Origin of the sequence: Brucella sp. IR068, assembly GCF_049065885.1 — a bacterium.
GTDB classification, from domain to species: Bacteria; Pseudomonadota; Alphaproteobacteria; order Rhizobiales; family Rhizobiaceae; genus Brucella; species Brucella intermedia.
Map to the genome: position 1 here is coordinate 19,128 of NZ_JBAKHE010000009.1, position 25,264 is coordinate 44,391.

Genomic DNA, 25,264 nt, shown 5'->3' on the forward strand with positions numbered 1-25,264 from the left:
ATAACCGGAACGTATAAAGGAGATAGTTATGTTCAGAACTACACTTCTGACGACGACCTGTGCTTTGCTGATCGGCGGATCGGCTTTCGCCCAAACAGCAACTCCCTCGCCTGCTCCGGCAGAAGCGCCCGCAACCACGCAAGACATGCCGGTTTCATCCAAGGACATGTTCGGCAAACCCATAACCGGCGAAGCGGGCAAGGTCGGCTTTGTGGAACCGAAAGAAGGGCAGTTGCTTGTTTCGTCCTTCATCGGGCGAAGCGTTTATGAAAGCGATGCGCCTGACGCACAGTCCGTGGGCAAACTGAATGACCTGATCGCCAGCCCCGATGGACAGATCGAAGCTGCCATCATCGGTGTCGGCGGTTTTCTCGGTGTCGGTGAAAAGGACGTCGCGGTCAGCCCTGATCAACTTCAGCTTGCTACACGCAGCGACGGAAAAACATGGCTGGTCATCAAGGCCAACAAGCAGCAGTTGAATGACGCACCGGCCTTCGACCGCTCAAAATTCTTTGCTGATGGCGTCGCCGATCCATCTGCGGCAACGGAGACCAACGCGCCAGCGACGGACACGCCCGCAAGCGGGACCGCGCCTGCGCCAGCCTCCCCGGCACCCGCTCAGTAGAGCTGGCAAATTCCGTCACGGAAAATGGAACATAAAATTACCCCGGCGACCCAGCCGGGGTTTTCGCATAGGCAAAACACGCCCCGCGGTTGAATTCAGCGCCCAACCACGCTACGCACAATATAACTCCGTATCGAAAACAGGTCCCGGGAAAGAATATTGTCGGAATTCTTGCTTGCTCATCCTTGGGCCGAGACGCTTGCTGCGCTCGGCGGATTATTCCTTTCGGCATTCATTGCGAATTTTCTCATCAAAGCCATCTTGCTGAAACTGCTCGATCGGATTGTCGAGAAAACATCTTTCGGACAGGACGAAGAGCTTAAGAGGCACGGGGTCATCAGCCGCCTTGCCAATATCGTTCCTGCCTTGATTATTTCATCCGGGATCATGGCCGTGCCGGGTCTGCCTGAGGGCGTGATCACCGTCATTCGGAATGTGGCCATAGCCTTCATCATTCTGACGCTGGCATTGGCAGTTAATTCGGCTTTTGGGCTTGTCGATACGCTCTATCACCGTCGTCCAGAGGCGAGATTCCGCCCTATGAAGGGCTATATCCAGGTCGCCAAGCTGGCGGTCTATATCATCGCGACGGTTCTCATCATTGCCACCTTGCTGGACAAATCGCCGGTTATCCTGCTTTCCGGTGTCGGTGCCATGGCGGCAGTGCTGATCCTCGTCTTTCAGGATACGCTGCTTTCCCTCGTCGCCAGTATGCAGATCGCTTCCTCCAACATGGTGCGTGTCGGCGACTGGATCGAGATGAAGAACCTCGACGCCAATGGCGATGTCACGGAGATCGCGCTCTATACGGTCAAGGTGCAGAATTTCGACAAGACGATCACCACAATTCCCATCCGCAAGCTCATCACCGAGCCGATGAAGAACTATCGCGGCATGCAGGAATCCGGGGGCCGACGGATCAAGCGCGCGCTTTACATTGATCAGAACACCATTCGATTTCTGTCGGAGGAAGAGCGCGCCAGACTGGGCACGGTCGATTGGCTGGCGGAATACCTGCCGAAGAAAGCCAGGGAAATCGCCGAATGGAACCAGAAGCTGGGCGACCGCGCCAACAATCCGGTCAACCGGCGTCAGTTCACCAATATAGGCACGTTTCGGGCCTATGTAGAAAATTATCTTCGCAACCATCCCGGCGTGCACAAGGGTATGACGCTGCTGGTGCGTCAGATGGACCCTACGCCCGAAGGTTTGCCGCTCGAGATCTATTGTTTCGCCAACACAACGGTCTGGGCCTCGTTCGAACAGATCCAGTCCGACATTTTCGATCACCTCTATGCGGTACTGCCAGAATTCGGCCTGAGCGCTTTCCAAAATCCGAGCGGCAACGATATTCGCAAACTGACGTTCAACGCTCCCCCTGGAGAGCCTCAATGATTTTGGCGTTCAGCAATTGAACGTTATAGCCAGTGCGGGATGGTGTCAGGCCAAGGCGAACCACGGCAAGATGCATTGACGGAACGACCATGACGCTTTGCCCGTCATGTCCCGACATCCAGAAAGCATCTTCCGGAATACCGTCTTCACCTGCTTTCACGCCGCCCAGTTGAAGCCAGACCTGCGCAGAACCGTAACGTCCTTGCGACTCCGGCGTGGGCTTGCGCATGAACGAAATATAGTCCGCAGGCAGTACCGGTCTTCCGTAAAGCTTTCCGTCATCTGCGAGAAATGCACCCAGACGTGCCCATTCGCGCGCCGTCGCGTACATATAAGAGGAGCCGACAAAGACGCCCGAAGCGTCAGTCTCCAAAATGGTGCTGCGCATGCCAAGTGGGCCGAAAAGCGCAAGTCGAGGATAGGCCAGCGCCTCTTCGCGGCTGTTAAAACTATCCATGAACAGCTCTGATAGAATATTCGCCGTTCCGCTGGAATAGTTGAACTTCGTGCCGGGTGCTTCCTCCAGCGGCAACGAGGCGGCAAATCGGGTCATGTCCGGCTCGAGAAAAAGCATACGCGTGACATCCGCCACGGTACCGTAATCCTCATCGAAGCGCAGGCCGCTGTTCATCGCCAAAAGGTTTGCCAGGGAAATCCTCGACCGGCCGTCATTCTTCCATTCAGGCAAAAGGTCCGTACGTTCCGTCGCCATGCGTCCCTCTGCGATGCGCATGCCGATCAGCGTTGCCATGACGGATTTGGTCATCGACCATCCCAGCAAGGGCGTATCAGCACTAAAGCCCGGACCATAATTCTCCGCGATCAGTTTGCCGTCGCGGATAACGGCGATCGCCCGCATGCCGGGGCCAGCCAGGGCATCGTTTTCGATTACGGCCTGTATCGCCGGGTCGCTCTCGATTTGGATGGGCTCTGCCGGCACTTGCGGCCCCGTCGGTAATTCAAACCGCAAATCACTTTGGTGGATATTCGCGCATCCAAGCGCCGGGCGGTAGGTTGCGGTACTTGGCGCGAAAAAGCCGAAAATGCGCACTGTTACGCTGCCGCGATCCTTGTCGACGGATGCATTGAGAAACCGGAGCAACGGATTCCCCGGTGCCTGAACATCGTCTGCAAGAACACTGGCAGCATCACGTCCTACTATGAAGACATTTGAACAGACGATCTTGGCGGCGTAGCCCGTGCCGACACGCAAAAGTTCAGGCGGTTTGACAGCCAGCCACACGATTGCTCCAAGCAGGGTGGCAAGCAGTGCTCCCCCTGCAAACTTCAGAGTGCGCTGCATGCTGCCCCTCGCAAAATTGGTTGCATCAGATCATATCAGTCCAAGGTGGCTTGCCAACTCCCGCGCTGCCGCGCCACCTGCCCTGTTTGCACCGATGGTTGAAGCTGACGGACCGTATCCGACGAGATGAATGCGGGCATCGGCAGCCACTTGTGTCGCCAGACGCCCGGTCATGAGAATGCCGCCTTCGGAGTTGCGCAACTGCAGCGGGGCAAGATGATCGAGCGAACTGCGAAATCCGGTGCACCACAAGATCACGTCGAAAGATTGTTCCCTTCCGTCTTCCCAACGAACCCCGGTTTCCGTAATCTCCTTGAACATTGGCAGCCGGTTGAGCACACCGCGAGCCCGCGCTGCTTCAATGGCCGGAGTCAGCGGCAAGCCGGTCACAGAAACGACCGATCCCGGCGGCAAGCCTCGGCGCACACGCTCCTCGACCAGAGCCACCGCAGCGCGCCCCAGTTCAGGCGTAAACGGTCCTTCCCTGAATGCAGGCTCCTTCCGCGTCACCCATACGGTTTCCGTCACGCGCGATATTTCGTCCAGAAGCTGCACGGCCGAGATGCCAGCGCCGACGACCAGAACCCGTTTACCTCTGAACTCCTCCGCTGTCTGATAATCACGAGTGTGTAGCTGCTGGCCTCTGAACAGTTGCGAACCCGGATAAGGCGGAACATAGGGCGTCTCCCATGTGCCGGTCGCGTTGATCACCCCGCGAGCCGAGTAATTGCCCTGATCAGTCTCCACCCGAAGCCGCTCGCCACGGTCACAGACAACTCTTACGGTTTCGGGACGATGCACGGGAAGATCGAACTTTTCTTCATAAGCCCGATAATATTGCGGGACGGCCACCGACGCGCGCACTTCGCCATTCTCCGTTTGGACGATATCTTCAAACTTCATGCCAGGCAGATCGTGAATGGCATTTGCAGTCTTGAGCGTCAGCGAAGGCCATCGAAATTGCCAAGCCCCACCCGCCCCTGGAGCCTTGTCGAGAACCACGAATTGCCGTTCTCCGGCAAGACCGAGCCTGTTCAGGTGATAGGCTGAAGAAAGCCCTGCCTGCCCGGCGCCAATGACTACGATGTCGACCTTTCGGGCAACTTTGACATGAGTATTTTCGGCTGCTGGTTCAACGACGGGCTGCGTATCTGACATGGTGCGCTACAAGTTCCAAAACACGGGTCTGACTTCGTAGATAGGGATTGGACAGACGAGCTGGAAGTCCAGTTAACTCATCATTGCAGGGGCGCGGAGCCGCTTGTTGAGCCCTTCCCAGACACTCACGACGAGCATGATTACCGTCGTCAGGATTCCCATCTGTAACAGATTGGCCGCGTAACCTATGGGGATGGCCATCAGCAGGGCCAGCACGCCAAAAATATGGGACGCCGGGATCAGGCCATAGACAACTTTTTTGTAGATCGCGCTGCCCATCAGATAGATTGCCGGTCCAGCGACAAGAATAAGAACATAGGCAGTTTTCAGCGGATCATGTGGATGTTCCATCACCAGATCGTTTCCCACTGCCGTCGCAATAATGCCGGCGACCAGTATTGCGTGGACATAATGGAAATATGCGCCGATCCGCCCTGAGTCTGGGGAGTGAGTGATCGTTTCTGTCGCGTCCTTGCTGGAAGTTCCGAAATATAGCCACCACATCGCAAGTGTGCCGCCGAAGGTTGCAAGCACAGCGGATATCAAGGCGACATTCCAGACATCGGCACTCGACAGCGATGCACCGGTAGCGAGCAGTGTTTCGCCAAGCGCGACGATCACGAACAATTGGCAACGTTCCGCCAGATGCCCTCCTTCGATGGTCCAGTCCCTCGTATGGGAACGTCCGAGCCCCGGCAATGCAAAGCCGAACATCGGCGATAGATATTCGCAAAGCACGGCGATCAGCCAGAAAGCCATGCGGATTTCATGTTGAACAAAACAACCGGCGATCCAGAAGACGGCTGCAATGGTGAGCCAGCCGAGCATTCGCCGGTAATTGGCGGCAAGCGGATGCTTCTGCCCAAGTACAAAAACGATATAGCCGGTCCGGCCGAGCTGCATGGCCACATAAGCCAGCGCGAATATCCAGCCATTCTCCGCAAATGCGCCTGGAATAGAAGAAGCCATCACCAGGCCGAGCAGCATGATACAAAACAGAAGGCTGCGTATCTGCGGCGTCTCCGGGTTGAACCAGTTTGTCACCCAGCAGGTATATTGCCAGCCCAGCCACACGGCGAACCAGAGGATAAGCGTTTCCGCTACGCCGGTTAATGTCAGATTGTGCAAAAGCTCATGGCTGAGTTGCGTAACCGCGAAAACATAGACCAGATCGAAGAACAGTTCCTCGAAAGTTACCCGGGCATGGTGCCCGTCTCTTTCTCTCAGAAGCGGATGTGCGGCGGTGGCAGAAGCTGTATTCATGCGAATGTACCTTCCCCTCAGACGGCAGACATTCAATCCAACTCCACCAGCTTATCCTGTAGTGAGCACATCGCATATCCGGCTATGCTGATTTCCACGTGAAGAAGCCAGTTCGGGTCACCTCGCGTCAAGCGTGTTGCCAGCCTTGATCCATACGTCGATTCCATCGGCCGCCGCACGGCCCATCGCGAAACAGGCAGTCAGAAGATACCCGCCAGTGGGCGCCTCCCAATCGATCATTTCTCCGGAAACAAAGACGCCGGGAAGCTTCGGCAGCATGTAGTGCCCATCGATTTCATGCCACCGAATGCCGCCAGCCGACGAAATCGCTTCCTCAAGCGGGCGCGGACGAATAAGCGGAATGGAGAGCGCCTTGATGGTGGAGGCCAGCGCTTTCGGACTTCTGTCACGTGTAAACTCGGTCACAAGCGCGGCTTTTACGCCCGTAAGCCCCGCTGCCTTGCGCAACAGGTTTCCAAAACTCAGCTTTGCATCCTGCCGGGCAATATCGCTTTCCAAGCGCTCGACAGTTCGTCCCGGCGCAAGATCGAGGGTCAGGGACGTCTGCGCGTTTTCCTCCAAGCTGTCGCGCAGGGCTGCGGAATGCGCATAGATGAGGCTCCCCTCGACACCGCCTCGGGTAATGACGAACTCGCCTTGTGTCGTGCCTGCATCAGACGTGGCTGTGACAGACTTTACCGGTTCACCGGCGAAACGCTGGGCAAAGAAATCGCTCCACGCGACATCAAAACCGCAATTGGCTGAGCGAAACGGCGCTATGTCGATTGCTTTGCGTCGAAATTCGTCGATCCAAGCCCCGTTCGAACCGAGTTTCGGCCAACTTCCGCCGCCAAAGGCAAAGAGCGCAGCGTCGCATCTGACGACCTCAACGCCATCAGGCTTCTCAATTCGCAGGCCATTGCCCTCGAAACCAAGCCAGCGATGCCGGGTAAGAATACGAACGCCCTGATCTTCGAGACGTTTTACCCAGGCGCGTAAAAGCGGCGATGCCTTCATTGCCTTGGGAAAAACACGGCCAGAAGAGCCGACGAACGTGTCGGCCCCCAATTCATCCGCCCACTTGCGCAACTGGATGGGACCAAAGGCCGTCAAGGCTGACAAGACGAGCTCGCTGCTTGAGCCGAACCGTTTGGCGAAAGCTGTAAAATCTTCTGAATGCGTGATATTCAGGCCGGACTTTCCGGCAAGCAGGAACTTGCGGCCAACCGTCGGCATCTGCTCGTAAACCGTCACCCGGTGGCCCAGAGCGGATAGTCTTTCGGCGGCCATCAAACCCGATGGCCCGCCTCCGAGAATGGCTATATTGCCCTTCATGTTCAAAGCCAACGAAGCATTAGTCCTGCTTCTCCAGCATTTCCTTAACTGTCGTTGCCAATTGCTTGAGCGAGAACGGCTTTGGCAAGAACCCGAACTTGGCGTCCGCGGGAAGATTTCGCGCAAAGGCGTCCTCTGCGTAACCCGATACAAAGATGAACTTTATATCCGGATGCGTCTTGCGCAGTTCACGCAGCAATGTCGGGCCGTCCATTTCGGGCATGACCACGTCCGAAACGACAATATCCACCTCGCCGCCCAGCTCTTCCATCACTTCAAGCGCTTCGACGCCAGACGCGGCTTCATGCACCGTGTAGCCGCGCGACTGGAGTGCACGCACTCCGCCCATGCGGACTGCATCCTCGTCTTCCACCAGAAGAACCGTCGCGGAACCGGAAAGATCGGTGGCTTTCTCCACCTTCTTTTCCTTCACGACGACAGGCGCATCATCTGCGCGTTTTTCCTCAATGTGGCGCGGCAGGAATATCTTGAACGTCGTGCCTTTTCCGACTTCGGAATCACAATAGATGAAGCCACCGGTCTGCTTGATGATGCCATAGACCATCGACAAGCCAAGGCCGGTGCCCTTGCCCACTTCCTTCGTGGTGAAGAACGGCTCAAAAATCTTTTCGAGCACGTCTGCGGGTATGCCCGTTCCTGTGTCTTCGACCTCGAAGACTACATAATCCGCTTCCGGCAGATCACGATAATGAAGCTTCGCGGCTTCCTGCATCGGCACATTGCGGGTGCGCAGCGTAATTTCACCGCCTTCCGGCATGGCATCGCGCGCATTCACCGCCAGATTGACCGCAACCTGCTCGAACTGCCCGAGATCGGCCGTGACCGACCATAGATCGCGACCATGATCGATTTTCAACTCGATGTCCTTGCCAACCAGACGTGCCAGAAGCATGCGCAAGTCCGCCAGAACGTCCGTCAGGTCGAGCACTTCCGGACGCAGCGTCTGACGGCGGGAGAATGCGAGCAACTGCCGCACAAGCGAGGCGGCCCGATTGGCGTTCTGCTTGATGTTCATGATGTCTGGGAATGACGGATCGGATGCGCGGTGATTGGTCAGCAGCAAATCCGACGACATGATGATGGCAGTGAGCACATTATTGAAGTCGTGTGCGATACCGCCTGCCAACTGGCCAACCGCCTGCATCTTCTGGCTTTGCGCCATCTGGTTTTCGAGGGCTTTTTGCTCGGTCGTCTCAACCGCAGAGATAATCGCAGCTTCTTCGGCGCGCTCGCCACCCAGGTCGGTTACGGGGCTCATGTAGAAGCGGATATGCCGCTCTTCATTGCCCGGCAGCACTGTATCGACGGGCGAAATGCTCGCCTGCCCCGCAAAGGCAGCGGCAAGCGCCCTGTTGAAGGTCTCGCGGTCGCGCTCATGCACGACGATCTCAAGCTTCGCATTTCCGTCAATCGCATCGCGATCAACGACAGGCGCGAAAATATCGAGGAAACGCGCATTGGTGCGCAATATATGTCCGGCGGCATCAACCGCTGCGATAGCCATGGGAGCCGAATTGAAGAAGCGCGTGAACCGCACTTCGGCGGAGCGCAGCGCCATTGACGAATCTTCACCCTCCGCACGATCAAGAACGATGGTGCGGCTCGTGCCGCGCGTTCCGTCACGCGCGGCCTGAACACGGTGATAGAACCGGACGGCAAGGCTCTGCCCGTTGCGCTTGATGAGATCCAGATCAATGACGGTATTGCGGCTTGTGCCCGGCTCAGCCTTCACTGCCTTGATGAGCGCCATTCCGCTGCCGGCCACAATATCGTTGAGCGTCAACGATCCCGGCGTGAATTGGGTCAGGTCGACGCCGAGCCATTCGGCGAGGGTCGCATTGAGATAGATAATCCGGCCCGAAGGATCAGCCGAAAAGAAGCCAGCCGGCGCATGATCGAGATGATTGATCGCCTCCTGCAGTTCCTGAAAGAAGCGCTCCTGCTCGGCACGCTCGTCGGAAATATCGGCAATCTGCCACGCGACGAGCGGACTTTTGAATTCCTGCCCTGCTTCAATGGGACGTGCCTTGATGCGATACCAGACCGGTGCCAGCGAACCGCGTCCTTCGCGGGAAAGTCCGCCCGAAAGCCGCACTTCCTCTTGCGCCGACAAGCCATCACGCACGGCATTCGTCAGACGGTAAATTGCGTCCGATGCAGCAGGTTCCGCTGTCAGCACATTGTCGAGCGAGCGGACGCCTTCGGCATTCGCCACGCCGGTCATCATGGCATAAGCCTGGTTGGCATAAACGATCTGGCCGCGCGCGTCGGAAATGACTGTCCCTTCCGGCTGCGAATCCATGAAGGAATGCGCGAGATCCTGCTCGCCGTTCTTCTGGCTGAATTGAATGAGTCCTGTCGCTGCGCCGAAAAGATAAAATACGCCGACCATTGACAGAATGCCCATGAGAACGAGGGCAAATCCATCTCCCAACTGGTCGCGAAACACAAAATAGGCGATGGCTGCGACCGTCAGCAATATGCCTACGATCAGGAGGCGAAGGGCACCACTGCGATTGCGCTTGGGCATGACGAGCGGTTTCGGGTAGGCATTGTCCGTCTGTCGCGACATCAAGCCAGCTGCCCTTTCATGTTGCGTGGCTGAACATGAGCGGGCATCAGAGTGCCGTGCATCTTCTTGATCAGCCAAGACGTCATTTCAATCATCTGCATATCCGATTTTCTCGAATGCACTTTTCCGCGCGGTTCGGCTATCACGTGGGACCGCAAAGCCGATATGTCAGGGTATACCCGATTCGCAGAATGCTTTATTCGGCGAGCAGTACAAGCATTGCTGCACTGAAACGGTGCAAATTGGACTTTTTTGCACTGTTTTGCCTGGGGATCATATATTTCTCGCATTCCCAAGAAACATTCCCAAGGCTTAGAAATTCAACTACTGTATGAACAACGCGATGATGTGGAGTGTCGGGGGAAGCGCAGTCTCCATTCATCGCAGGTTTTCGTTTATTGTATAAGAGGGTATCCGCATGAAGGAATGGCTCAGCGGCATCGTTGGAGAGAGCGCGGCTAATATTGTCGGCTTCATCCTAATATTTGCGATCATTCTTTGCGGAATTTTCGTTGTTCTCAGTATTATCCGCCGTTTCAGCGGCGGTACTTACGTATCCAACGGACGTACGCGGCAACCGCGGCTCTCCGTGATGGATGCGGCGGCAGTCGACAGCAGGCGCAAGCTGGTCCTTATTCGCCGTGACGATGTGGAGCATCTGTTGCTCATCGGCGGCCCCACGGACGTTGTGGTGGAGCAGAATATCGTCATGGAATCGCGGGCCCATGCGCGGGTGCAGCCTTCTCGGATAGAACCGGAGCACATCGAACGCTTCAAGCAGCACGAAGTGCTGACCAATGAAAAGACCCCTGCTCTGTCGCTGCAGACGCCTCCGGCAAACGAGAAGGACGAAGCGATCCAGATCAGTTCCGCAATCGAAACACCGGCTTACCGCAAACCCGAGCCAGCACGAGATGAACCGGCCCCACAGGCTGCTACGCCGGTTCGTGTTCCGCCCCAGGCTCCGGCTGTGGCGTCACACTCGTCGCAATCGCCTGTCGAGCCGAAACCCGCTCAGCCGGTGCAGGCTCGACCACAACCACGGCCCGCGCCGAATTACCCCCCGCAACCGCGCACAGTATTGCCGCCCCGCCCCGCGCAGGCACAGCCACAGTCAACACGCGCCCACCCGGCCTATCCATTAAGCCAGGTCTCGCGCGGAGTGGTGAGCTCAACCTCCTCAGGTGGTGTCACCGCTACCGGCGTTGCTGCCGTTACGTCCGTCGCCTCGGCAAATCTCGGCAGTATCGTTCCTGAGCGTGAAACAACGGTCGCGGACAAATCTCCAACGCTCGACGTAGCGGGTCCCATGGTATCCACAACGGCAGCGCCGGCATTCTCCACGCCTTCCGAACCGAAGCGTATCGAACCTGAGATTCCGATTGCGGCGTCAAAGCCGGCGGTATCCGAGCCAGTTTCGACAGAACCGCCCGCTGATGATCTGGCGGACCTCGGCAATGCATTGCAGGACGCCATCACCGCAGACATCAATTCGCAGAGCTCTGCCAGCGAGGAGAGCAAGGAAGCGGCCTCATTCGATACCGAGTTCTTCGAGAATGAGCTTCTGAGTTCGCTTGATATTTCGGCAACCGACGATACGCTCGAAGACAAGACAAAGGACGATATCGAGGACGAAATGGAAAAGCTCCTCGGTGAATTGACCAAGGATGGAATCCGCCGGGATTGATTTCCCGCCGAAGCCGTATCGATAAAAGAAAATAGGCTGCGGAAACCGCAGCCTATAATTTTCAAACCGTCTCGGACCTAGAGCATATTGCGATCAGATTGAATTAGATCGACGCTCTGTTTCACACGTTCCGGAAGGCGCACTAGTCGTCGCGATAGACTTTTTCTCGACGCTCATGACGCTCCTGTGCTTCGATTGAAAGCGTAGCGATCGGACGCGCATCAAGCCGCTTCAAGCTGATAGGTTCTCCCGTCTCTTCGCAGAAACCGTATGTTCCTTCATCAATGCGGCTCAGGGCCGCGTCGATTTTTGAGATCAGTTTGCGCTGTCTGTCGCGAGCTCGCAGCTCGATTGCCCGATCCGTTTCGGAGGATGCCCTGTCCGCCAGGTCGGGATGGTTGGCATTTTCCTGCTGCAGCGCCTCAAGCGTTTCGCGCGCTTCACGCAGAATATCGTTCTTCCATGCGATGAGTTTCGCACGGAAATAAGACTTCTGCCGCTCGTTCATGAACGGCTCGTCTTCAGTGGGCCTATAGTCAAGGTCAATCAATTCACTCATTCTGAATTACCCCACATCTAGGAGACGCGAGCGGTTATATAGTTCCATAGCAACAAGGACACAACATCAAACAAGCGTACTTCACTACTTTTTAGTGCATCAATTTTGTATGATTATGCGTAAAAATGATGCAACATAGAACTGAACGCAAAAATTTGCTCTTGCCACTTTCAGAATAACTTCAATCAATTGCGGAAAACACCGGTATATTTTCAGTCGAAACCACCCTCCCTCGGGAGAAGTTCCTGAAGCTCAATAATTAGGCAAATGGCACCTGTAAATAATGCTGACAGCCATCAAAAAATCGGGAGAATAGGCAACCGGAGCGTTCATTCGCTCTCGGATTATGGCGAAAAATGCAGGAAAAACACAGCTTGGAACGTTACAGATGAGTCGCTTGCTTCTTCTAAGACACGCGAAAGCCGTGTGGGCCAGACCGGGAATGAAGGATTTCGATCGCCCTCTTGATCAGGAAGGCAAAGCTGCACTCGACCGGCTCGCAAGGGCTATGAAGTCAACCGAGCTTTATCCCGATCGGGTGGTTCTTTCCGGTTCGTGCAGAACGCGAGAAACTGCGTTCGGCCTTGTTGAGCGTCTCGGTATCGAGGTCGAAACCATCGTCGACGATACGATCTATAGCGGCGGCGCGGCTGACTACATGCAAGCCATATGCAAACACGGTGACGCGGCGACGCTGATGCTTGTAGGACATAATCCCAGCATTGAAGATCTGGCACTCGCCTTGTGTAGCGATGGCAACCAAGATAGCCTTCTGAAACTGCGCGCTGGCTTTCCTACTGCCGCACTGGCCAATATCACGTTTCCCGCCTCGCTCACCGATCTTGAGCGTGGCGCTGGTTATCTGGAAAGCTTCATACTGCCCCGGTAGATTTTCCGCGAAGCAACCGGCATTCCTTGCCAAGGGCGCTGGGGCCACCCTATCTATACCGCTGACAGATCAGTGAATTCGGCGAGGATTAATTGGCTAAGCTGACAAGTATTGGCGACGAAGCGAAGATCGCACTGGATACGTTGGCAGATCGTGCGACCGGGATTTTGTCTCCATCATTGCGGCTCGGCGTGACGGGTCTGTCGCGCGCCGGAAAGACGGTCTTCATCACGGCTCTCGTTCACAACATGCTGCACGGTGGCAGGCTTCCGATGTTCGAAGCCTATAAATCGGGCCGCATTTCACGAGCCCTGCTCGAACCGCAACCGGACGATGCTGTCCCCCGCTTTCAATATGAAGAACATCTGTCGGCATTGATCGATGAGCGTATCTGGCCGGACTCCACCCGCGCCATCTCCCAACTGCGCCTCACGATCGAATATGAATCCGCTTCCGCCTGGGGACGTTGGCTGTCACCGGGCAAGCTCTCGGTTGATATTGTCGATTACCCGGGCGAATGGCTGCTCGATTTGCCTCTGCTTGGCAAATCTTATGCGGAATTCAGTGCGGACTCCTTTGCTCTGGCCCACGAGCCAACACACAAGGATCTGGCCCAGGAGTGGATTAGTGAAGCCGCTCTCGTCGCCCCTTCTGAAAAAGCAGACGAACTGACGGCCCAGCGCCTCGCCAGAAGTTTCACGGCGTATTTGCGTGCTGGCAAAGCCGATGAGCGCGCATTATCCACCCTGCCGCCGGGACGCTTCCTGATGCCGGGAGACCTAGAGGGCTCGCCCGCGCTGACATTCGCGCCGCTTCCAAATCTGAAAGCGGACGATCTGAGGGCCGGCTCGCTGGGCGCAATGATGGAACGGCGTTACGAAGCCTATAAAACCTATGTCATCAAGCCATTCTTCCGCGAGCATATTGCGCGGCTCGATCGGCAGATCGTGCTTATCGATGCCACGCAGGCGATGAACGCAGGAGGCGCCGTCGTGGCCGATCTCGAACGCGCGCTCACCGATATTTTGTCGTGTTTCCGGCCGGGGCGCGCCAATCTGCTGACGGGCCTGATCCAGCGCCGGATCGGGCGTATCCTTGTTGCGGCAACGAAGGCCGATCATCTGCACCATGAAAGTCATGACCGCCTGCAAGCCATCGTGCGGCGTCTGGTCGAGCGAGCTATCGAACGCGCTGACTTTTCGGGCGCGGATATTGATGTCCTCGCAATGGCTGCGGTCCGCGCGACCCGCGAGGCAACCGTAACCCAGGGCAAGGAAACTCTCCCGGTCATCGTGGGTACCCCGTTGAAGGGCGAGAAGATCGACGGGGAAGTGTTCGATGGTGAAACCGAAACAGCCATCTTTCCCGGAGACTTACCGAAGAATCCCAATGCGATCTTTGAAAAGTCTTTTGCGCAGGATGATCCGGCCATCCGTTTCGTCCGTTTTCGCCCTCCGCGGCTTGAGCGTACCGCCGAAGGCCTGACACTTTCCCTGCCTCATATAAGGCTGGATCGCGCCTTGCAGTTTTTGATTGGGGATCGTCTCGCATGACTGAGAAGACACCACGTAGACCGGCTTCATTCACGGTAAATCAGCCCACGATCCATCCCGAGACGGTGGATGAATCGCCCCGCCGTCCCCGCGCGGTCCGTGACCTGGATGCGGTTATCGCGCAACCGGACGTTTTCGCTTTGAGCGACGACGAGGCAGCCGAGCTGGAGATCCTCGACCCATCCTATGAAGCGCCCGAACGCAAGGGCTGGTCGCTCAGCAAAATACTGTTCGGCGCGCTCGGCTTACTTGTTTCCTTCGCCGTCGGCATCTGGATTGAAGACCTTATTCGGGCACTGTTTTCGCGTGCTGACTGGTTGGGCTGGACCGCCTTGGGCGTCGCTATAATTGCGCTTGCCGCCTTTATCGCCATCGTCGTTCGCGAACTGGCAGCACTCCGCCGCCTCGCTTCAGTGCAGCATCTTCGCAAGGACGCGGCAGATGCAGCGGAGCGTGACGATATGGCGGCAGCCAGAAAGGCCGTGGACGCGCTGCGCTCGATTGCGGCAGGCCTGCCTGAAACTGCGCGCGGACGACAGCTTCTGGACGGCCTCACGGACGATATCATTGACGGGCGAAATCTGATCCAGCTTGCCGAAACGGAAATTCTCCGCCCCCTTGACCGAGAGGCGCGCGCACTCATTCTGAATGCGTCCAAACGCGTTTCGATTGTCACTGCGATCAGCCCGCGGGCGCTGGTTGATATCGGATACGTCATTTTTGAATCAGCCCGGCTGATCCGCAGGCTTTCACAACTCTACGGCGGTCGGCCCGGAACATTGGGTTTCCTTAAACTTGCCCGCCGGGTCATCACTCATCTGGCCGTGACGGGCACGCTGGCCATGGGAGACAGTGTGATCCAACAGCTTGTCGGCCATGGTCTTGCCTCCCGCCTGTCGGCCAAACTGGGCGAAGGCGTGGTCAACGGGCTGATGACGGCACGCATCGGAATTGCAGCTATGGATGTGGTGCGTCCATTCCCGTTCAATGCCGAAAAACGGCCCGGTATTGGCGACTTTATTGGCGATCTTGCAAGGATCAACGGTGAGCGCACCGATAAGAAGCCTTCTGGAAAATAGCAGTTTATTTCCGAAGCATTAACCATTCCCGCCGATTATGGCAGATAGAAATCTGCGCCAGAATCGAGCGATCCGGTGTATCGGCACACTCCCCTTCAATCCGTGCCCTTCCCCTTCAATCGGCTTTTGGCAGCCTCGGAATATCCGACGGCTTGCGAGGTGCGGCCAGTTTTGGTCGTGACATGCTGAAAAACAACGATTAGGAATGACGTCCAATCAAGGTCGTGAATCCGGGACAGAGCTGAATATGAAGAATTGCATCGCCGCCTGCCTGACGCTGCTGCCCGTGTCATTTTCTGCCGCGCCGGTTCTGGCCGCCGACAAAGACAAGCAGTTCTTTCAAACGATCGAAGGCCAATGGTCGGGCCCGGGCGAAATCGTTGCCGGAAAATACAAAGGCACGAAGTTCGTTTGTAATCTCGCTGGATCGACGCCGGATGAAAGCGTCGGAATGACGCTGGACGGCACTTGCCGCGTCGGCGTTTTCTCGCAACCGATGAAGGCCACGGTTACACGCGTTGGCTCGGCTTATTCCGGGAAGTTCAACGACGGCGCCGAAGGCAAGGGGCTTGACGTAACATCGGGCTCGGTCAGCGGCAACAAGGTCGTCTTCGGCCTGAACCGCAAGCAGCTCAACGGTGCGATGCTGGCGCGCATCTCTGATCCGAACACGATGAACGTGACGGTTTCCGTTCGCGTCGACAAGGAGCTGGTTCCGGTCATCGGCATGAATTTGAAGCGCGTCGATAATATCGCTGTCGGTAGCATCGCCAAGAACTGAGCCGACCCTATTCCCGCCACCAGCCCGCATCCGTGCGGGCTTTTTCTATTCCAGACTGTTCGATCCCGGCATTCCAGTCGGCAATCGTCTTGCCTCCGATTTCGAGAGAAGGCGCGATATCGTTCAGCGGCACGAGCACGAAAGCGCGCTCGTGCATACGTGGATGCGGCAGTATCAGAGGGGTATCAGTCATAATGACAGCCCTGCCCGCTTCATCCTGCATTGCCAGTATATCTATATCGATAATGCGCGGTCCCCATCTCTCCAGCCTGACACGCTTTAAGGAGCGTTCAACATCGAGACAGGTCGAAATCAACTTCAATGGCTGCAACGAAGTTTCGACTTCGGCGCAGGCATTGTGAAACCATGCCTGGTCCGTCTTTCCCCATGGCGGCGTGCGATAAACTGCCGAAACGGCGAGGATATTCGTGTCGGCCCGTGCGTCCAGCATGCGCAAGGCCTTGCCCATCGAGGCGACAGGATCTTCGATATTTCCGCCGAGCCCCAGCCAGGCGCGGTAGGATTTGCTCGTATTCACTGCGGATAGACCACGGTCACTTCAACATGGTCCAGGACACCCGGTACTGGCGCGTTCGGCTTGCGTACGGTGATTTCTGCACGCTTTACCTGCGGAAACCGGGCGGCGAGCGCTTTGGCAACGTCGAGAGCCAGCGTTTCGATCAAATAGCGCTGGCGCCCCGTGATAATGTCCTGAATGACGGCGAATGCGATACCGTAATGCACCGTGCCGTCAATATCGTCGTTCTCCAGCGCGTTGCCCGGATCGACATCGAGAATGGCATCGACATAAAAACGCTGGCCGAGCTTATGCTCTTCATCGAAAACGCCGTGGTGCGCAAAGAACGCGCAATTCATCATTCGGATCGTATACACGGCTTCACTTTCTGTTTTCGCTGCGTCTTGATTGCAGGATATCATCTGCAACGGCAAGTGCGTCTCTATTAAAAGCGACATTGTGAACACGGAAGATGTCGGCACCCGCCAAACGCAGTGCGACCGACGTTGCCGCAGTTCCTATATCACGGTCAAGCGGATTATCCCTTCCCGTCATACCGCCAATAAAACGTTTGCGCGATGTACCGACCAGTAACGGAAACCCGAGTTTTTGCAGTTCATCCGCCCTGGCCAAAAGCGCAACGTCTTCAGCCTTGTTCTTGCCGAAGCCGAACCCGGGATCGAGCACGACGCGGGATTCTTCAATACCTGCGTCTTTCGCTATATCCAGCGAGACATTGAGGAACGAGCACTGATCTTCAATGACATCGGCAAGAACGGGGCGATCCCTGCTGGTGTGCATGATGACCAGTCCCGCGCCGCTGTATCTAGCTACATGAGCAATTTCCGGTTCGCGCTGGAGCCCCCAGACGTCATTGACGATATGTGCTCCGGCATTGACCGCGGCCTGCGCCGTTGCAGCGCGGTAAGTATCGATGGAGATGATGCAATCATATCTCCTTGCCAATGCCTCGATGACGGGGACAACGCGTGCGATTTCAGTTTCGGCATCGACGGCGGAGGCTCCGGGACGGGTCGATTCCCCTCCCACATCGATGATTGTCGCTCCGTCGGAGAGCATCTGGCCAGCCGCTTCAATGGCCTTTTCCAGCTCTTCATGTTGGCCGCCATCGGAAAAAGAGTCAGGCGTAACATTTAGTATGCCCATGATAATGGCCTTGGTCCCCACATGGATGCTTCGTCCATGCGCGAGGTGCCATTCTTTCGTCATAGCGAAATGTTCCTGTGCCATTCTCGGTGCCACTTTTCATTGCGGCGAGGTTGCAACCAACCTCGCCTGAAGTCATTTTGTGAAGGGCGTTATAGTTCTCTTGACGATTGCATGCCATGCTTGTGGCAGCAAAAAGCGAATTTCCTACTGGTTTTAGAAAGAGGTGCCAGGACATGAATTTCAGAAAGAAGGTTCTGGCTCTCGGTGCACTTCTTGCCATGGTAGTTCCCCAGGCCGAAGCCGCGTCGATCTTTCGCGAATTCAGCTATTACACCGTAAGCGGCAAAACGGCGGCGGACCTCGACAAGGCGCTTTCCCGCAGCGGACCCTTCCTCAAGAAGACAGGCCGGCATCACCCCGGTGCCGCTGAAATCCGTTTCGACGCGAAAGTGCGCTATGGTCGTGCACCCGGAAAAGACTGCAAGGTGCAGGATGTTTACGTGAATGTTCATGCAAAGGTCTCCCTGCCCCGCTGGAAGCAGCGTCGCAAGGCTACGCCGGAACTCGCGTTGATCTGGGATACGCTGGTGCAGGATATTCGTCGGCATGAAGAAAGCCACATCGTGATCGCCCGAAGCTTTGCGAGCCGGATGGAACGGGAAATACGTGGCCTGCGCAGCCGCCCGGATTGCGTGGTGCTGCGCGCTGACATAGACAAGGTAACAGCCCGCCTCATGGAAGCACATGACAAGGAGCAGCAGCGGTTCGACCGGGTTGAGACAATCAATTTCGAAGATCGTTTCGCGCGCTTGTTGACCTATCGCATGGAGCGCGCCCAGCAGGCTTCCAAATAGCGAACCGAAGCTAGGCCAAATCCCGTCGTATGGCCTGCGTCATCAAAGCAGCTTCGTGAAACCCCGACAAGATCAGTTTCAGTTTGCCCGGATAATGACAGGCATCCCCGATGGCATAGACCTTCGGACTCGAAGTTCTGAAGGTCTCCGAACTTTCAGCCAGCATGTTACCCGTTTTCAACAGTGAAAGCTTTGCAAGCGGGTCAGGACGGATAACCTGCCCATTACCGGTAAACGCGCCGAGACCGGAGGCAATCACCGCAGCGCGGGCGTAGAACTTTTCACCATCGCAAGTGCTGGTGGTCACCCCGTATTCATCGACAGAGATGCTGTCTGCAATCTTACGGAGATGAAAAACCGGATTATACGGCTCGATCTGCCTGAGAAGCCGTTCAACGAGTTCCTCGCCCATGATTTCGGGAAATCCGGGTACGTCATAGATCGGCTTGTCAGCATAGAGTGCCGTGCATTGACCGCCGGGCCGATCACAGGCTTCTATGAGATGGCACTTGAAACCAAAAAGCCCAAGCTGGAAGACGGAAAAGAGTGCGACGGGTCCGCAGCCGATAATAACAATATCGTTCTGCGGCTCATCACCCATCGCATCCCTACTTCTTTAAAAGCCTAGTTCTGGCGTTCGGGTACCTGTACGACCAGACCCTCAAGGTCGTCCGACACCCGGATCTGACATGAGAGGCGCGAGGTCGGGCGAACTTCATAAGCGAAATCCAGCATGTCCTCTTCCATCGCGTCCGGCCCACCGACAGTGTCCGTCCAATCCTCGTCAACATAGACATGGCAGGTCGCACAGGCGCAAGCGCCGCCACATTCCGCATCGATGCCAGGAATGCCATTGCGAATGGCAGCTTCCATCACGCTGGACCCGTTGTCGGCTTCGACTTCGGTTCGGGTCGCGCCGTCAGCGGATACGAATACGATCTTCGTCATTTTAATTCCTTGAAACGCGCAAATTTCACGCGATCTTTGTCTTCAGCGTTCGCACCATCCCGGCTTGAAAACGCAAATAAACTCGAAATCGCAGATACGGCGTTCTGGAAACAGTTTCAACCTTCACCGGGCACTTGTCCGCAACTGCGCCAATATGCCGTGCGTCGATTGAAGGTTTCCTCGCCTGACAAATCCGACAGTTGCGTTCACGACTGTAAAACTCTTCCTTGCCGTCAGCCAAAAGTGCATCATATGATATGAAGCAATGATTGTGAGAAAGAACGGATAGAATCCCGAGCCGACACGATGCAATCATAGAGAGGACCCCGAAAGGCTTTGCACGCAAAGAGAGTATTTTTGTTAATAAATTTGCGGTGCTCTTTCAGGCAGTCCCAATGGTTCAGATCAATTTCCACAACTTGCTGGTAAATGCCAGAAGGCCGGAAATGTCGAATTTTCACGAATTGAGCCGGTTTCCGTTAACCTTGTATTTAAAGTTTTAGGTATCGGCAAAAGACGCCTATTTCCTTAACAGGCACGACCCGATACGATGCAAAATGGCGGAGAAAGTTTTGTAACGGCTCTTTCATGGTCCGGCCGTCGCAGTAATGAGTACGAGGTAGGCAAACAATGGCTTCCAAATCCAAGGCACAGAAGCTCGACCTTGAGGTTGAAAAGGCACTGGAACAGGCACTCGATATCGATTTCGGTGACGATCTTGATATGGATATGGACTTGAGTGCGTTCGATGAAGGCTTCTCGGTCGATGATCTGGAAGAGCAGATTTCGCGCGCGGCTGAAGAACTAGTTGCCGAACAGAAGACCAAAACGGCTGAGCCCGCTGCCGTTTCCCCAGTGGAAACCGCTGCAAAAGCCGCTACCATCACCACAGCCTCCGTGATTGCGACGCCTGCGGCGCCACCGGTTCCGCCGGTCGTGAAAGCAGCAGGTCCCGTGGCGCAAGCCGTGGCCAATGTACAGCACAAGCCGGCCAATACCTCGAAGTCAGCAGCACCCACGCCAGAGCCGGTCAGCAAGCCTGTTTCCGCTCCGTCTGTCGCGACGACTGCCAATGTCGCCTCCTCTACCTTCACGCCAGCAAACGACGATTCCCGCAGTGAAAAAGCAATAATCGCAGCTCCACGCCGCGTGACCGAAAACTCGTCGAAGCTGTTCTGGACCACGACCGCAATCAGCGTGCTTTGGGCTGCTGGCGGTGTTGCGCTGAGCAAGGCCATCAATCCTGATGTCTTCTCGAGCATGCAGGCCACCAAGGACTTCTTCACTTCACCCGCCGGTCTCGGCGTCGTGGCTGGTGTAGCCTTGCCCGTCGCCATGTTCTGGGGATTTGCGCAGCTCGTAAAGCGTGCGCAGGAAATGCATCTGGCTGCGCGCAGCATGTCGGAAGCTGCCATGCGGCTGCTCCAGCCGGAAGCTGTTTCCGGTGATCGCGTTTCTACTCTTGGACAGGCTGTGCGTCGCGAAGTCGCCGCCATGAACGAAGGCATCGAACGCACATTGGCGCGGGCCGTCGAGCTGGAAACGCTTGTTCAGTCCGAAGTCAATCAGCTGGAACGCGCCTATAGCGATAATGAAGTTCGCATTCGTTCGCTGGTTAGTGACCTCGGTAACGAGCGTGAAGCTGTCGTCAGCCATGCCGAGCGCGTGCGTTCGTCGATCTCGGGCGCGCACGAACAGCTCAAGGAAGAACTTTCGAGCGCTTCCAACATCATCCGCGACAATGTTCTTTCTGCCTCGCAACAGTTGAGCACCCTGCTCACCGAATCTGGCGAACGCCTGATCGGCAGCATCAATGAAAGCGGCGGCGCTATTGCCGAAGCCATCGAAACCCGCACCGGAGACATAGGCTCGCGCATCACGACTTCCGGTGAAGCCTTTGCCAACCTGCTGGACACACGTATCGCGACACTTGATGAACAATCCCGCACCGTATCCGACCGTCTGGCTGAGGCTTTGGACGAACGTACGACCGGTATTGCCAATCTGCTTGGCGGCGCAACGCAGTCCATGGTCAGCGAATTCGACACTCGCCTCGCCAACCTCGAAAGCACGCTTTCCGAGCGCGGCCGGTCGCTTCTGTCCGAATTCGAAGCTCGCGCACATGCGCTCGACAGCAGCACTGAAAAACTCAACGCTGCTCTCGAAACCCGTTCGCGTCAGATTAATGAAAATCTCATCGCCCGTACCCGCGAAATCGCAGAGACCTTCTCCAGCGGTCGCACTTCGCTGAGCACGATGATCGATGAAACCAAGACGAAGATCGGTGAAGATCTGACGTCTATCGGCGAAAGCGTCGGCAACATCCTCGGCGAAAAGGCGGATGCCTTTGCCGGAAAGCTTGCCGAAAGCCGCGATGTTCTCGCTGCATCGCTGGAAGGCGAAACCGAACGGGTTTCCGCCGTTATCCGCGGACACGCCGACACGCTTGCGGCACGCACAAGTGACATCGAAAATGCCGTTAACGCGAGTGCATCGGCGCTCAATTCTGTTGCCGACAACCATGCGGCAATTCTGGAAGAGCGGACCCATGCGCTGCGCCAGACAATGGAAAGCCACTCTGCTCTGCTCGATGCGAGCTTCGCAGATCACAGCCGTTCGCTCGAAGAACGTGCCACCACGCTTCATGGCATCATTGCAGGCAACCAGGCTATGCTTGCTCAATTGATGGATGAGCGCGCGGCCGCAATGCGGGATAACTTCAACGAAAATCGCGAAGTTCTCGCCCGCACCTTCGATGAACGCGTAAATTCGCTTCAGGCACTTATCGCCGACAATCAGGATACGCTCGCGCGTATTCTCGATGAGCGCGCCAGCAGCATGAACGCGTCCATCGGCGCCAGCCGCGACACGTTCGTCGCAACATTGGGTGAACATATCCGTCAGGTCGAAGAACGCACGAGCGGCCTGCATACCGTTCTGAATGACCACAACAATGCCCTTTCCGGCATTCTTGACGGTCATGAGCGCACGATTGAAACCCGTGCCGCCGAAATCCGCTCGACGCTGAGCGAAAGCACCGCCTCGCTGAGCCAGACGCTTCAGGATCACAGCGACATTCTGGAACAGCGCACGGCCAACCTGCACAATGCAATTGCCGACAGCAGTTCCGCTATTAGCCGCGCTTTCGAAGGCCAGACCGGCATTATCGAAGAACGCACCCAGACGATGGAAAAGGCGCTCACCATCGGCGTCGACAATGTCCGCCGGGCACTGGAACAAAGCGCCGGCATCGTTGCAGGCACGCTACGTGAAAAGATCGGCGAAGCAGCAAGCACGCTTTCAGCTGAAGCAGCCAAGGCCGGTGAAGCTCTGGACGGTTTCGGTGAGGCATTCAGCGCACGCCTGATCGATAACCTGTCTGGCACGGAAGCCCGCCTCGGCGACCGCGCCGATGCGATTGCCGGTCGCCTCGGCGAGATCGAAAGCCGCCTCACTGGCGAGTTGGGCTCGATCGAAGCCCGCATCGCCAACACGGCCAGCAGAACCAGTGAAACGCTTGCCGGTCACAGCGAGGCCTTTGCGGCCAGCGTCGCCGACAATCTGGCTGGAACAGAGAGCCGTCTCAGCGAACGCGCCAATGCCATCGCGAGCGGGCTTGAAGCAATCGAAAACCGCCTCACCAGCGAACTCAGCACGATTGAGGCTCGTATTGCAGATACGGCGTCCAAGACGAGCGAGACGCTCGCAGGTCACAGCGAATCCTTCTCGGCCAGCGTTGCCGACAATCTCGCTGGCACCGAAACCCGTCTTGCAGAACGTGCCGATGCAATCGCTACCCGTTTGGGCGACATCGGTTCGCGTATCACGATGGAACTCGGCTCCGTCGAAGCACGCATCGCACAGGTAACCGACACGACTGCGGTTACGCTGGAAGAACGCACCCGCGAACTCAACGCCGTTCTTGCTGCCCGTTCGCAGGAAATCACCAAGATTCTCAACGATACGGCAGAGCCGCTCGTGCAGCGGCTCGCTGATAGCGGTCGTGGGCTGGCACAACAGCTTGAAGAAGCAACCCATGCCGCAACCGACAGACTTCGTTCGGAAAATGCCGCATTGGTCAATGCACTCGCGAGCCGGACTGCAGAAACAATTGCTGCTGTCCAGCAGGCCAAAACCGGACTTTCCGATAATGTCAGCGAACTGATCGACCGTCTCGCCGCATCGAACGGCGAGTTGGGCAAGCTGATCGATGCAGCGACGCGCAATCTTACCGACATTGATGGTCGCCTTGTCGACACGACATCAAGCTTCGTCGAAAACACCAACCGCGCCGCGCAAATGTTCCAGGCCTCCACGGGCCTGATCGACGGCAATATCGGTACTTTGCGGGCTATCTCGGACAGCACGCTGTCTCAGATTGCAGACATCGCCGACCGCTTCGAAGAGCATGGAAAGGTTCTTTCCTCGGCTTCCGAAATGATCAATTCGGCTCAGAACGGTCTCGTCAGCACGCTTGAAGATCGCCACCAGGCGCTCGACAAGCTGGCATCCGGCCTGGTCGAGAAGTCGGAAGGCGTGGAAAAGCTGATGCAATCCTTCGAAGAACTGGTGGCATCTGCATTCCAGCGCGCCGAAGGCCAGACCCGCTCTTCTGCCGAAAAGATGCGCGAAAGCGTTTCGGAAATCGTCGAACAGGCTGCACAGAAGTTCTCTGCGGCAACCGACGACATCCGTCGCACGGCCAGCGAAATCCGCAACGAGCTCAATACGACGCGTGGCGAATTGAAGCGCGGCGTTCTGGACATGCCTGCTGAGGCAAAGGAAACAACGACGGCGATGCGCAAGGCCGTGAGCGAGCAGATCAATGCGCTCAAGGAACTGGCCGAAATCGTCAACAAGTCCGGTCGCCTGGTAGATGTCGGCGAAAGCCGCGCAGATCGCCCTGTTTCGCGTCCTACACCGGCTGCAGCTCGTCCGGCTCCCGTTCAGGCGCCTGTGGCGCAGGCAGATGTCGCTCTCCGTCAGCGCGTCTACGAAGCGCCGAAGGCGCAGCCTGCATCATCCGAAGCTGCGCAACCGGAAAAGCCGCGTGGTTGGGTGTCTGATCTCCTTGCCCGCGCATCCCGTGAAGAAGAAGAGGCCGCGCAGCCCAAGGCACAGCCGACAGCAACGCCTCGCTCGCCAAGCCATGTCGTTGAATCGCTGAACTCGCTATCGGTGGATATTGCGCGCGCTATCGACCATGAAGCTTCTGTGGAACTGTGGGACCGCTATCGTCGTGGTGAGCGGAACGTCTTTACCCGTCGCCTCTATACGCTGAAAGGTCAGCAGACCTTTGACGATATCAAGCGCAAGTATCAGACGGATGGCGAATTCCGCCGCGCCGTGGACCGCTACATGGATGACTTCCAGCGTCTTCTCGAGGACGTCGCCCGCAACGACCGTGACAACATGGTAACGCGGACTTACCTCACTTCAGATACCGGCAAAGTCTACACAATGCTTGCTCACGCAAGCGGTCGTCTCCGCTAAGAAACGGAAATGAAGAAAAACGCGGCCTTCGGGCCGCGTTTTTTGTTGGTTGGACTATCGGC

20 protein-coding genes are annotated in these 25,264 nt (G+C 56.6%); 9 read left to right on the forward strand and 11 right to left on the reverse strand.

Annotation, left to right across the window (positions count from 1 at the left end):
• The first annotated feature begins 28 nt into the window (after positions 1 to 28).
• Together ACOWVS_RS15610 and ACOWVS_RS15615 are read left to right on the forward strand one after the other, a co-directional pair.
• A complete protein-coding gene (locus ACOWVS_RS15610) occupies positions 29 to 625 on the forward strand; it encodes a PRC-barrel domain-containing protein (RefSeq protein WP_006466849.1) in 597 nt (198 codons plus the stop codon).
• A 159-nt stretch (positions 626 to 784) separates the two neighbouring features.
• The gene (locus tag ACOWVS_RS15615; protein ID WP_075041932.1) at positions 785 to 2,020 is read left to right on the forward strand and encodes a mechanosensitive ion channel family protein; all 1,236 of its coding nucleotides are present in this window, start codon (positions 785 to 787) and stop codon (positions 2,018 to 2,020) included.
• On the opposite strand, the gene ACOWVS_RS15620 is transcribed toward ACOWVS_RS15615, so the two are convergent.
• From ACOWVS_RS15620 to cckA, 5 genes are all read right to left on the reverse strand, one after another.
• Positions 1,992 to 3,323, reverse strand: coding sequence for a serine hydrolase domain-containing protein (locus tag ACOWVS_RS15620; protein ID WP_075041933.1), 1,332 nt, complete (start codon positions 3,321 to 3,323; stop codon positions 1,992 to 1,994). The two genes, ACOWVS_RS15615 and ACOWVS_RS15620, sit on opposite strands and share 29 nt — an antisense overlap.
• A 30-nt stretch (positions 3,324 to 3,353) precedes the next feature.
• Positions 3,354 to 4,481, reverse strand: a complete 1,128-nt coding sequence (locus tag ACOWVS_RS15625) for an NAD(P)-binding domain-containing protein (RefSeq protein WP_170873264.1) — start codon at positions 4,479 to 4,481, stop codon at positions 3,354 to 3,356.
• Positions 4,482 to 4,553: 72 nt separating this feature from the next.
• Positions 4,554 to 5,744: a low temperature requirement protein A gene (locus ACOWVS_RS15630; protein WP_075041934.1), complete on the reverse strand. Its 1,191-nt coding sequence runs from the start codon at positions 5,742 to 5,744 to the stop codon at positions 4,554 to 4,556.
• Positions 5,745 to 5,861: 117 nt separating this feature from the next.
• Positions 5,862 to 7,079, reverse strand: coding sequence for a TIGR03862 family flavoprotein (locus ACOWVS_RS15635; RefSeq protein WP_075041935.1), 1,218 nt, complete (start codon positions 7,077 to 7,079; stop codon positions 5,862 to 5,864).
• Between the two features lie 19 nt (positions 7,080 to 7,098).
• Positions 7,099 to 9,672: a cell cycle histidine kinase CckA gene (gene cckA, locus ACOWVS_RS15640; protein ID WP_075041936.1), complete on the reverse strand. Its 2,574-nt coding sequence runs from the start codon at positions 9,670 to 9,672 to the stop codon at positions 7,099 to 7,101.
• 418 nt (positions 9,673 to 10,090) lie between these two features.
• On the opposite strand from cckA, the gene ACOWVS_RS15645 reads away from it, so the two are divergent.
• On the forward strand, positions 10,091 to 11,359 hold the full coding sequence (locus tag ACOWVS_RS15645) for a flagellar biosynthetic protein FliO (protein WP_075041937.1): 1,269 nt from the start codon (positions 10,091 to 10,093) through the stop codon (positions 11,357 to 11,359).
• A gap of 142 nt (positions 11,360 to 11,501) precedes the next feature.
• Here ACOWVS_RS15645 and dksA read toward each other — a convergent pair whose 3' ends face one another.
• Positions 11,502 to 11,918, reverse strand: coding sequence for an RNA polymerase-binding protein DksA (dksA, locus tag ACOWVS_RS15650; protein ID WP_006466858.1), 417 nt, complete (start codon positions 11,916 to 11,918; stop codon positions 11,502 to 11,504).
• Positions 11,919 to 12,306: 388 nt separating this feature from the next.
• Here dksA and ACOWVS_RS15655 point away from each other — a divergent pair, with 388 nt between their 5' ends.
• From ACOWVS_RS15655 to ACOWVS_RS15670, 4 genes are all read left to right on the forward strand, one after another.
• Positions 12,307 to 12,807, forward strand: coding sequence for a SixA phosphatase family protein (locus tag ACOWVS_RS15655; RefSeq protein ID WP_006470501.1), 501 nt, complete (start codon positions 12,307 to 12,309; stop codon positions 12,805 to 12,807).
• Between the two features lie 92 nt (positions 12,808 to 12,899).
• Positions 12,900 to 14,360 (forward strand): YcjX family protein, encoded by a 1,461-nt coding sequence (locus ACOWVS_RS15660; protein WP_075041938.1) that lies wholly within the window; start codon positions 12,900 to 12,902, stop codon positions 14,358 to 14,360.
• Positions 14,357 to 15,439 (forward strand): YcjF family protein, encoded by a 1,083-nt coding sequence (locus ACOWVS_RS15665; RefSeq protein WP_075041939.1) that lies wholly within the window; start codon positions 14,357 to 14,359, stop codon positions 15,437 to 15,439. The genes ACOWVS_RS15660 and ACOWVS_RS15665 overlap by 4 nt, the downstream gene beginning before the upstream one ends.
• A 247-nt stretch (positions 15,440 to 15,686) precedes the next feature.
• Positions 15,687 to 16,220, forward strand: coding sequence for a hypothetical protein (locus tag ACOWVS_RS15670; protein WP_025089520.1), 534 nt, complete (start codon positions 15,687 to 15,689; stop codon positions 16,218 to 16,220).
• 7 nt (positions 16,221 to 16,227) lie between these two features.
• Here the strand turns inward: ACOWVS_RS15670 and folK are convergent, their stop codons facing one another.
• The 3 genes from folK to folP form a co-directional block, all read right to left on the reverse strand.
• Complete coding sequence (gene folK, locus ACOWVS_RS15675) at positions 16,228 to 16,689, reverse strand: 2-amino-4-hydroxy-6-hydroxymethyldihydropteridine diphosphokinase (protein ID WP_247644432.1); 462 nt, start codon at positions 16,687 to 16,689, stop codon at positions 16,228 to 16,230.
• Between the two features lie 65 nt (positions 16,690 to 16,754).
• On the reverse strand, positions 16,755 to 17,114 hold the full coding sequence (folB, locus tag ACOWVS_RS15680) for a dihydroneopterin aldolase (protein ID WP_006470502.1): 360 nt from the start codon (positions 17,112 to 17,114) through the stop codon (positions 16,755 to 16,757).
• Positions 17,115 to 17,118: 4 nt separating this feature from the next.
• Positions 17,119 to 17,967 (reverse strand): dihydropteroate synthase, encoded by an 849-nt coding sequence (gene folP, locus ACOWVS_RS15685; protein WP_075041973.1) that lies wholly within the window; start codon positions 17,965 to 17,967, stop codon positions 17,119 to 17,121.
• A gap of 173 nt (positions 17,968 to 18,140) precedes the next feature.
• On the opposite strand from folP, the gene ACOWVS_RS15690 reads away from it, so the two are divergent.
• Positions 18,141 to 18,761 carry a DUF922 domain-containing Zn-dependent protease gene (locus ACOWVS_RS15690; RefSeq protein WP_075041941.1) on the forward strand — a complete coding sequence of 207 codons (621 nt, stop codon included), beginning with the start codon at positions 18,141 to 18,143 and terminating at the stop codon, positions 18,759 to 18,761.
• A 10-nt stretch (positions 18,762 to 18,771) separates the two neighbouring features.
• Here the strand turns inward: ACOWVS_RS15690 and ACOWVS_RS15695 are convergent, their stop codons facing one another.
• Complete coding sequence (locus ACOWVS_RS15695) at positions 18,772 to 19,362, reverse strand: NAD(P)/FAD-dependent oxidoreductase (protein ID WP_075041942.1); 591 nt, start codon at positions 19,360 to 19,362, stop codon at positions 18,772 to 18,774.
• A 23-nt stretch (positions 19,363 to 19,385) separates the two neighbouring features.
• Positions 19,386 to 19,709, reverse strand: a complete 324-nt coding sequence (locus ACOWVS_RS15700) for a 2Fe-2S iron-sulfur cluster-binding protein (protein ID WP_021585170.1) — start codon at positions 19,707 to 19,709, stop codon at positions 19,386 to 19,388.
• 630 nt (positions 19,710 to 20,339) lie between these two features.
• Between ACOWVS_RS15700 and ACOWVS_RS15705 the strand changes: the two genes are divergently transcribed.
• Positions 20,340 to 25,202: a kinesin gene (locus ACOWVS_RS15705; RefSeq protein WP_075041943.1), complete on the forward strand. Its 4,863-nt coding sequence runs from the start codon at positions 20,340 to 20,342 to the stop codon at positions 25,200 to 25,202.
• Positions 25,203 to 25,264: the final 62 nt, after the last annotated feature.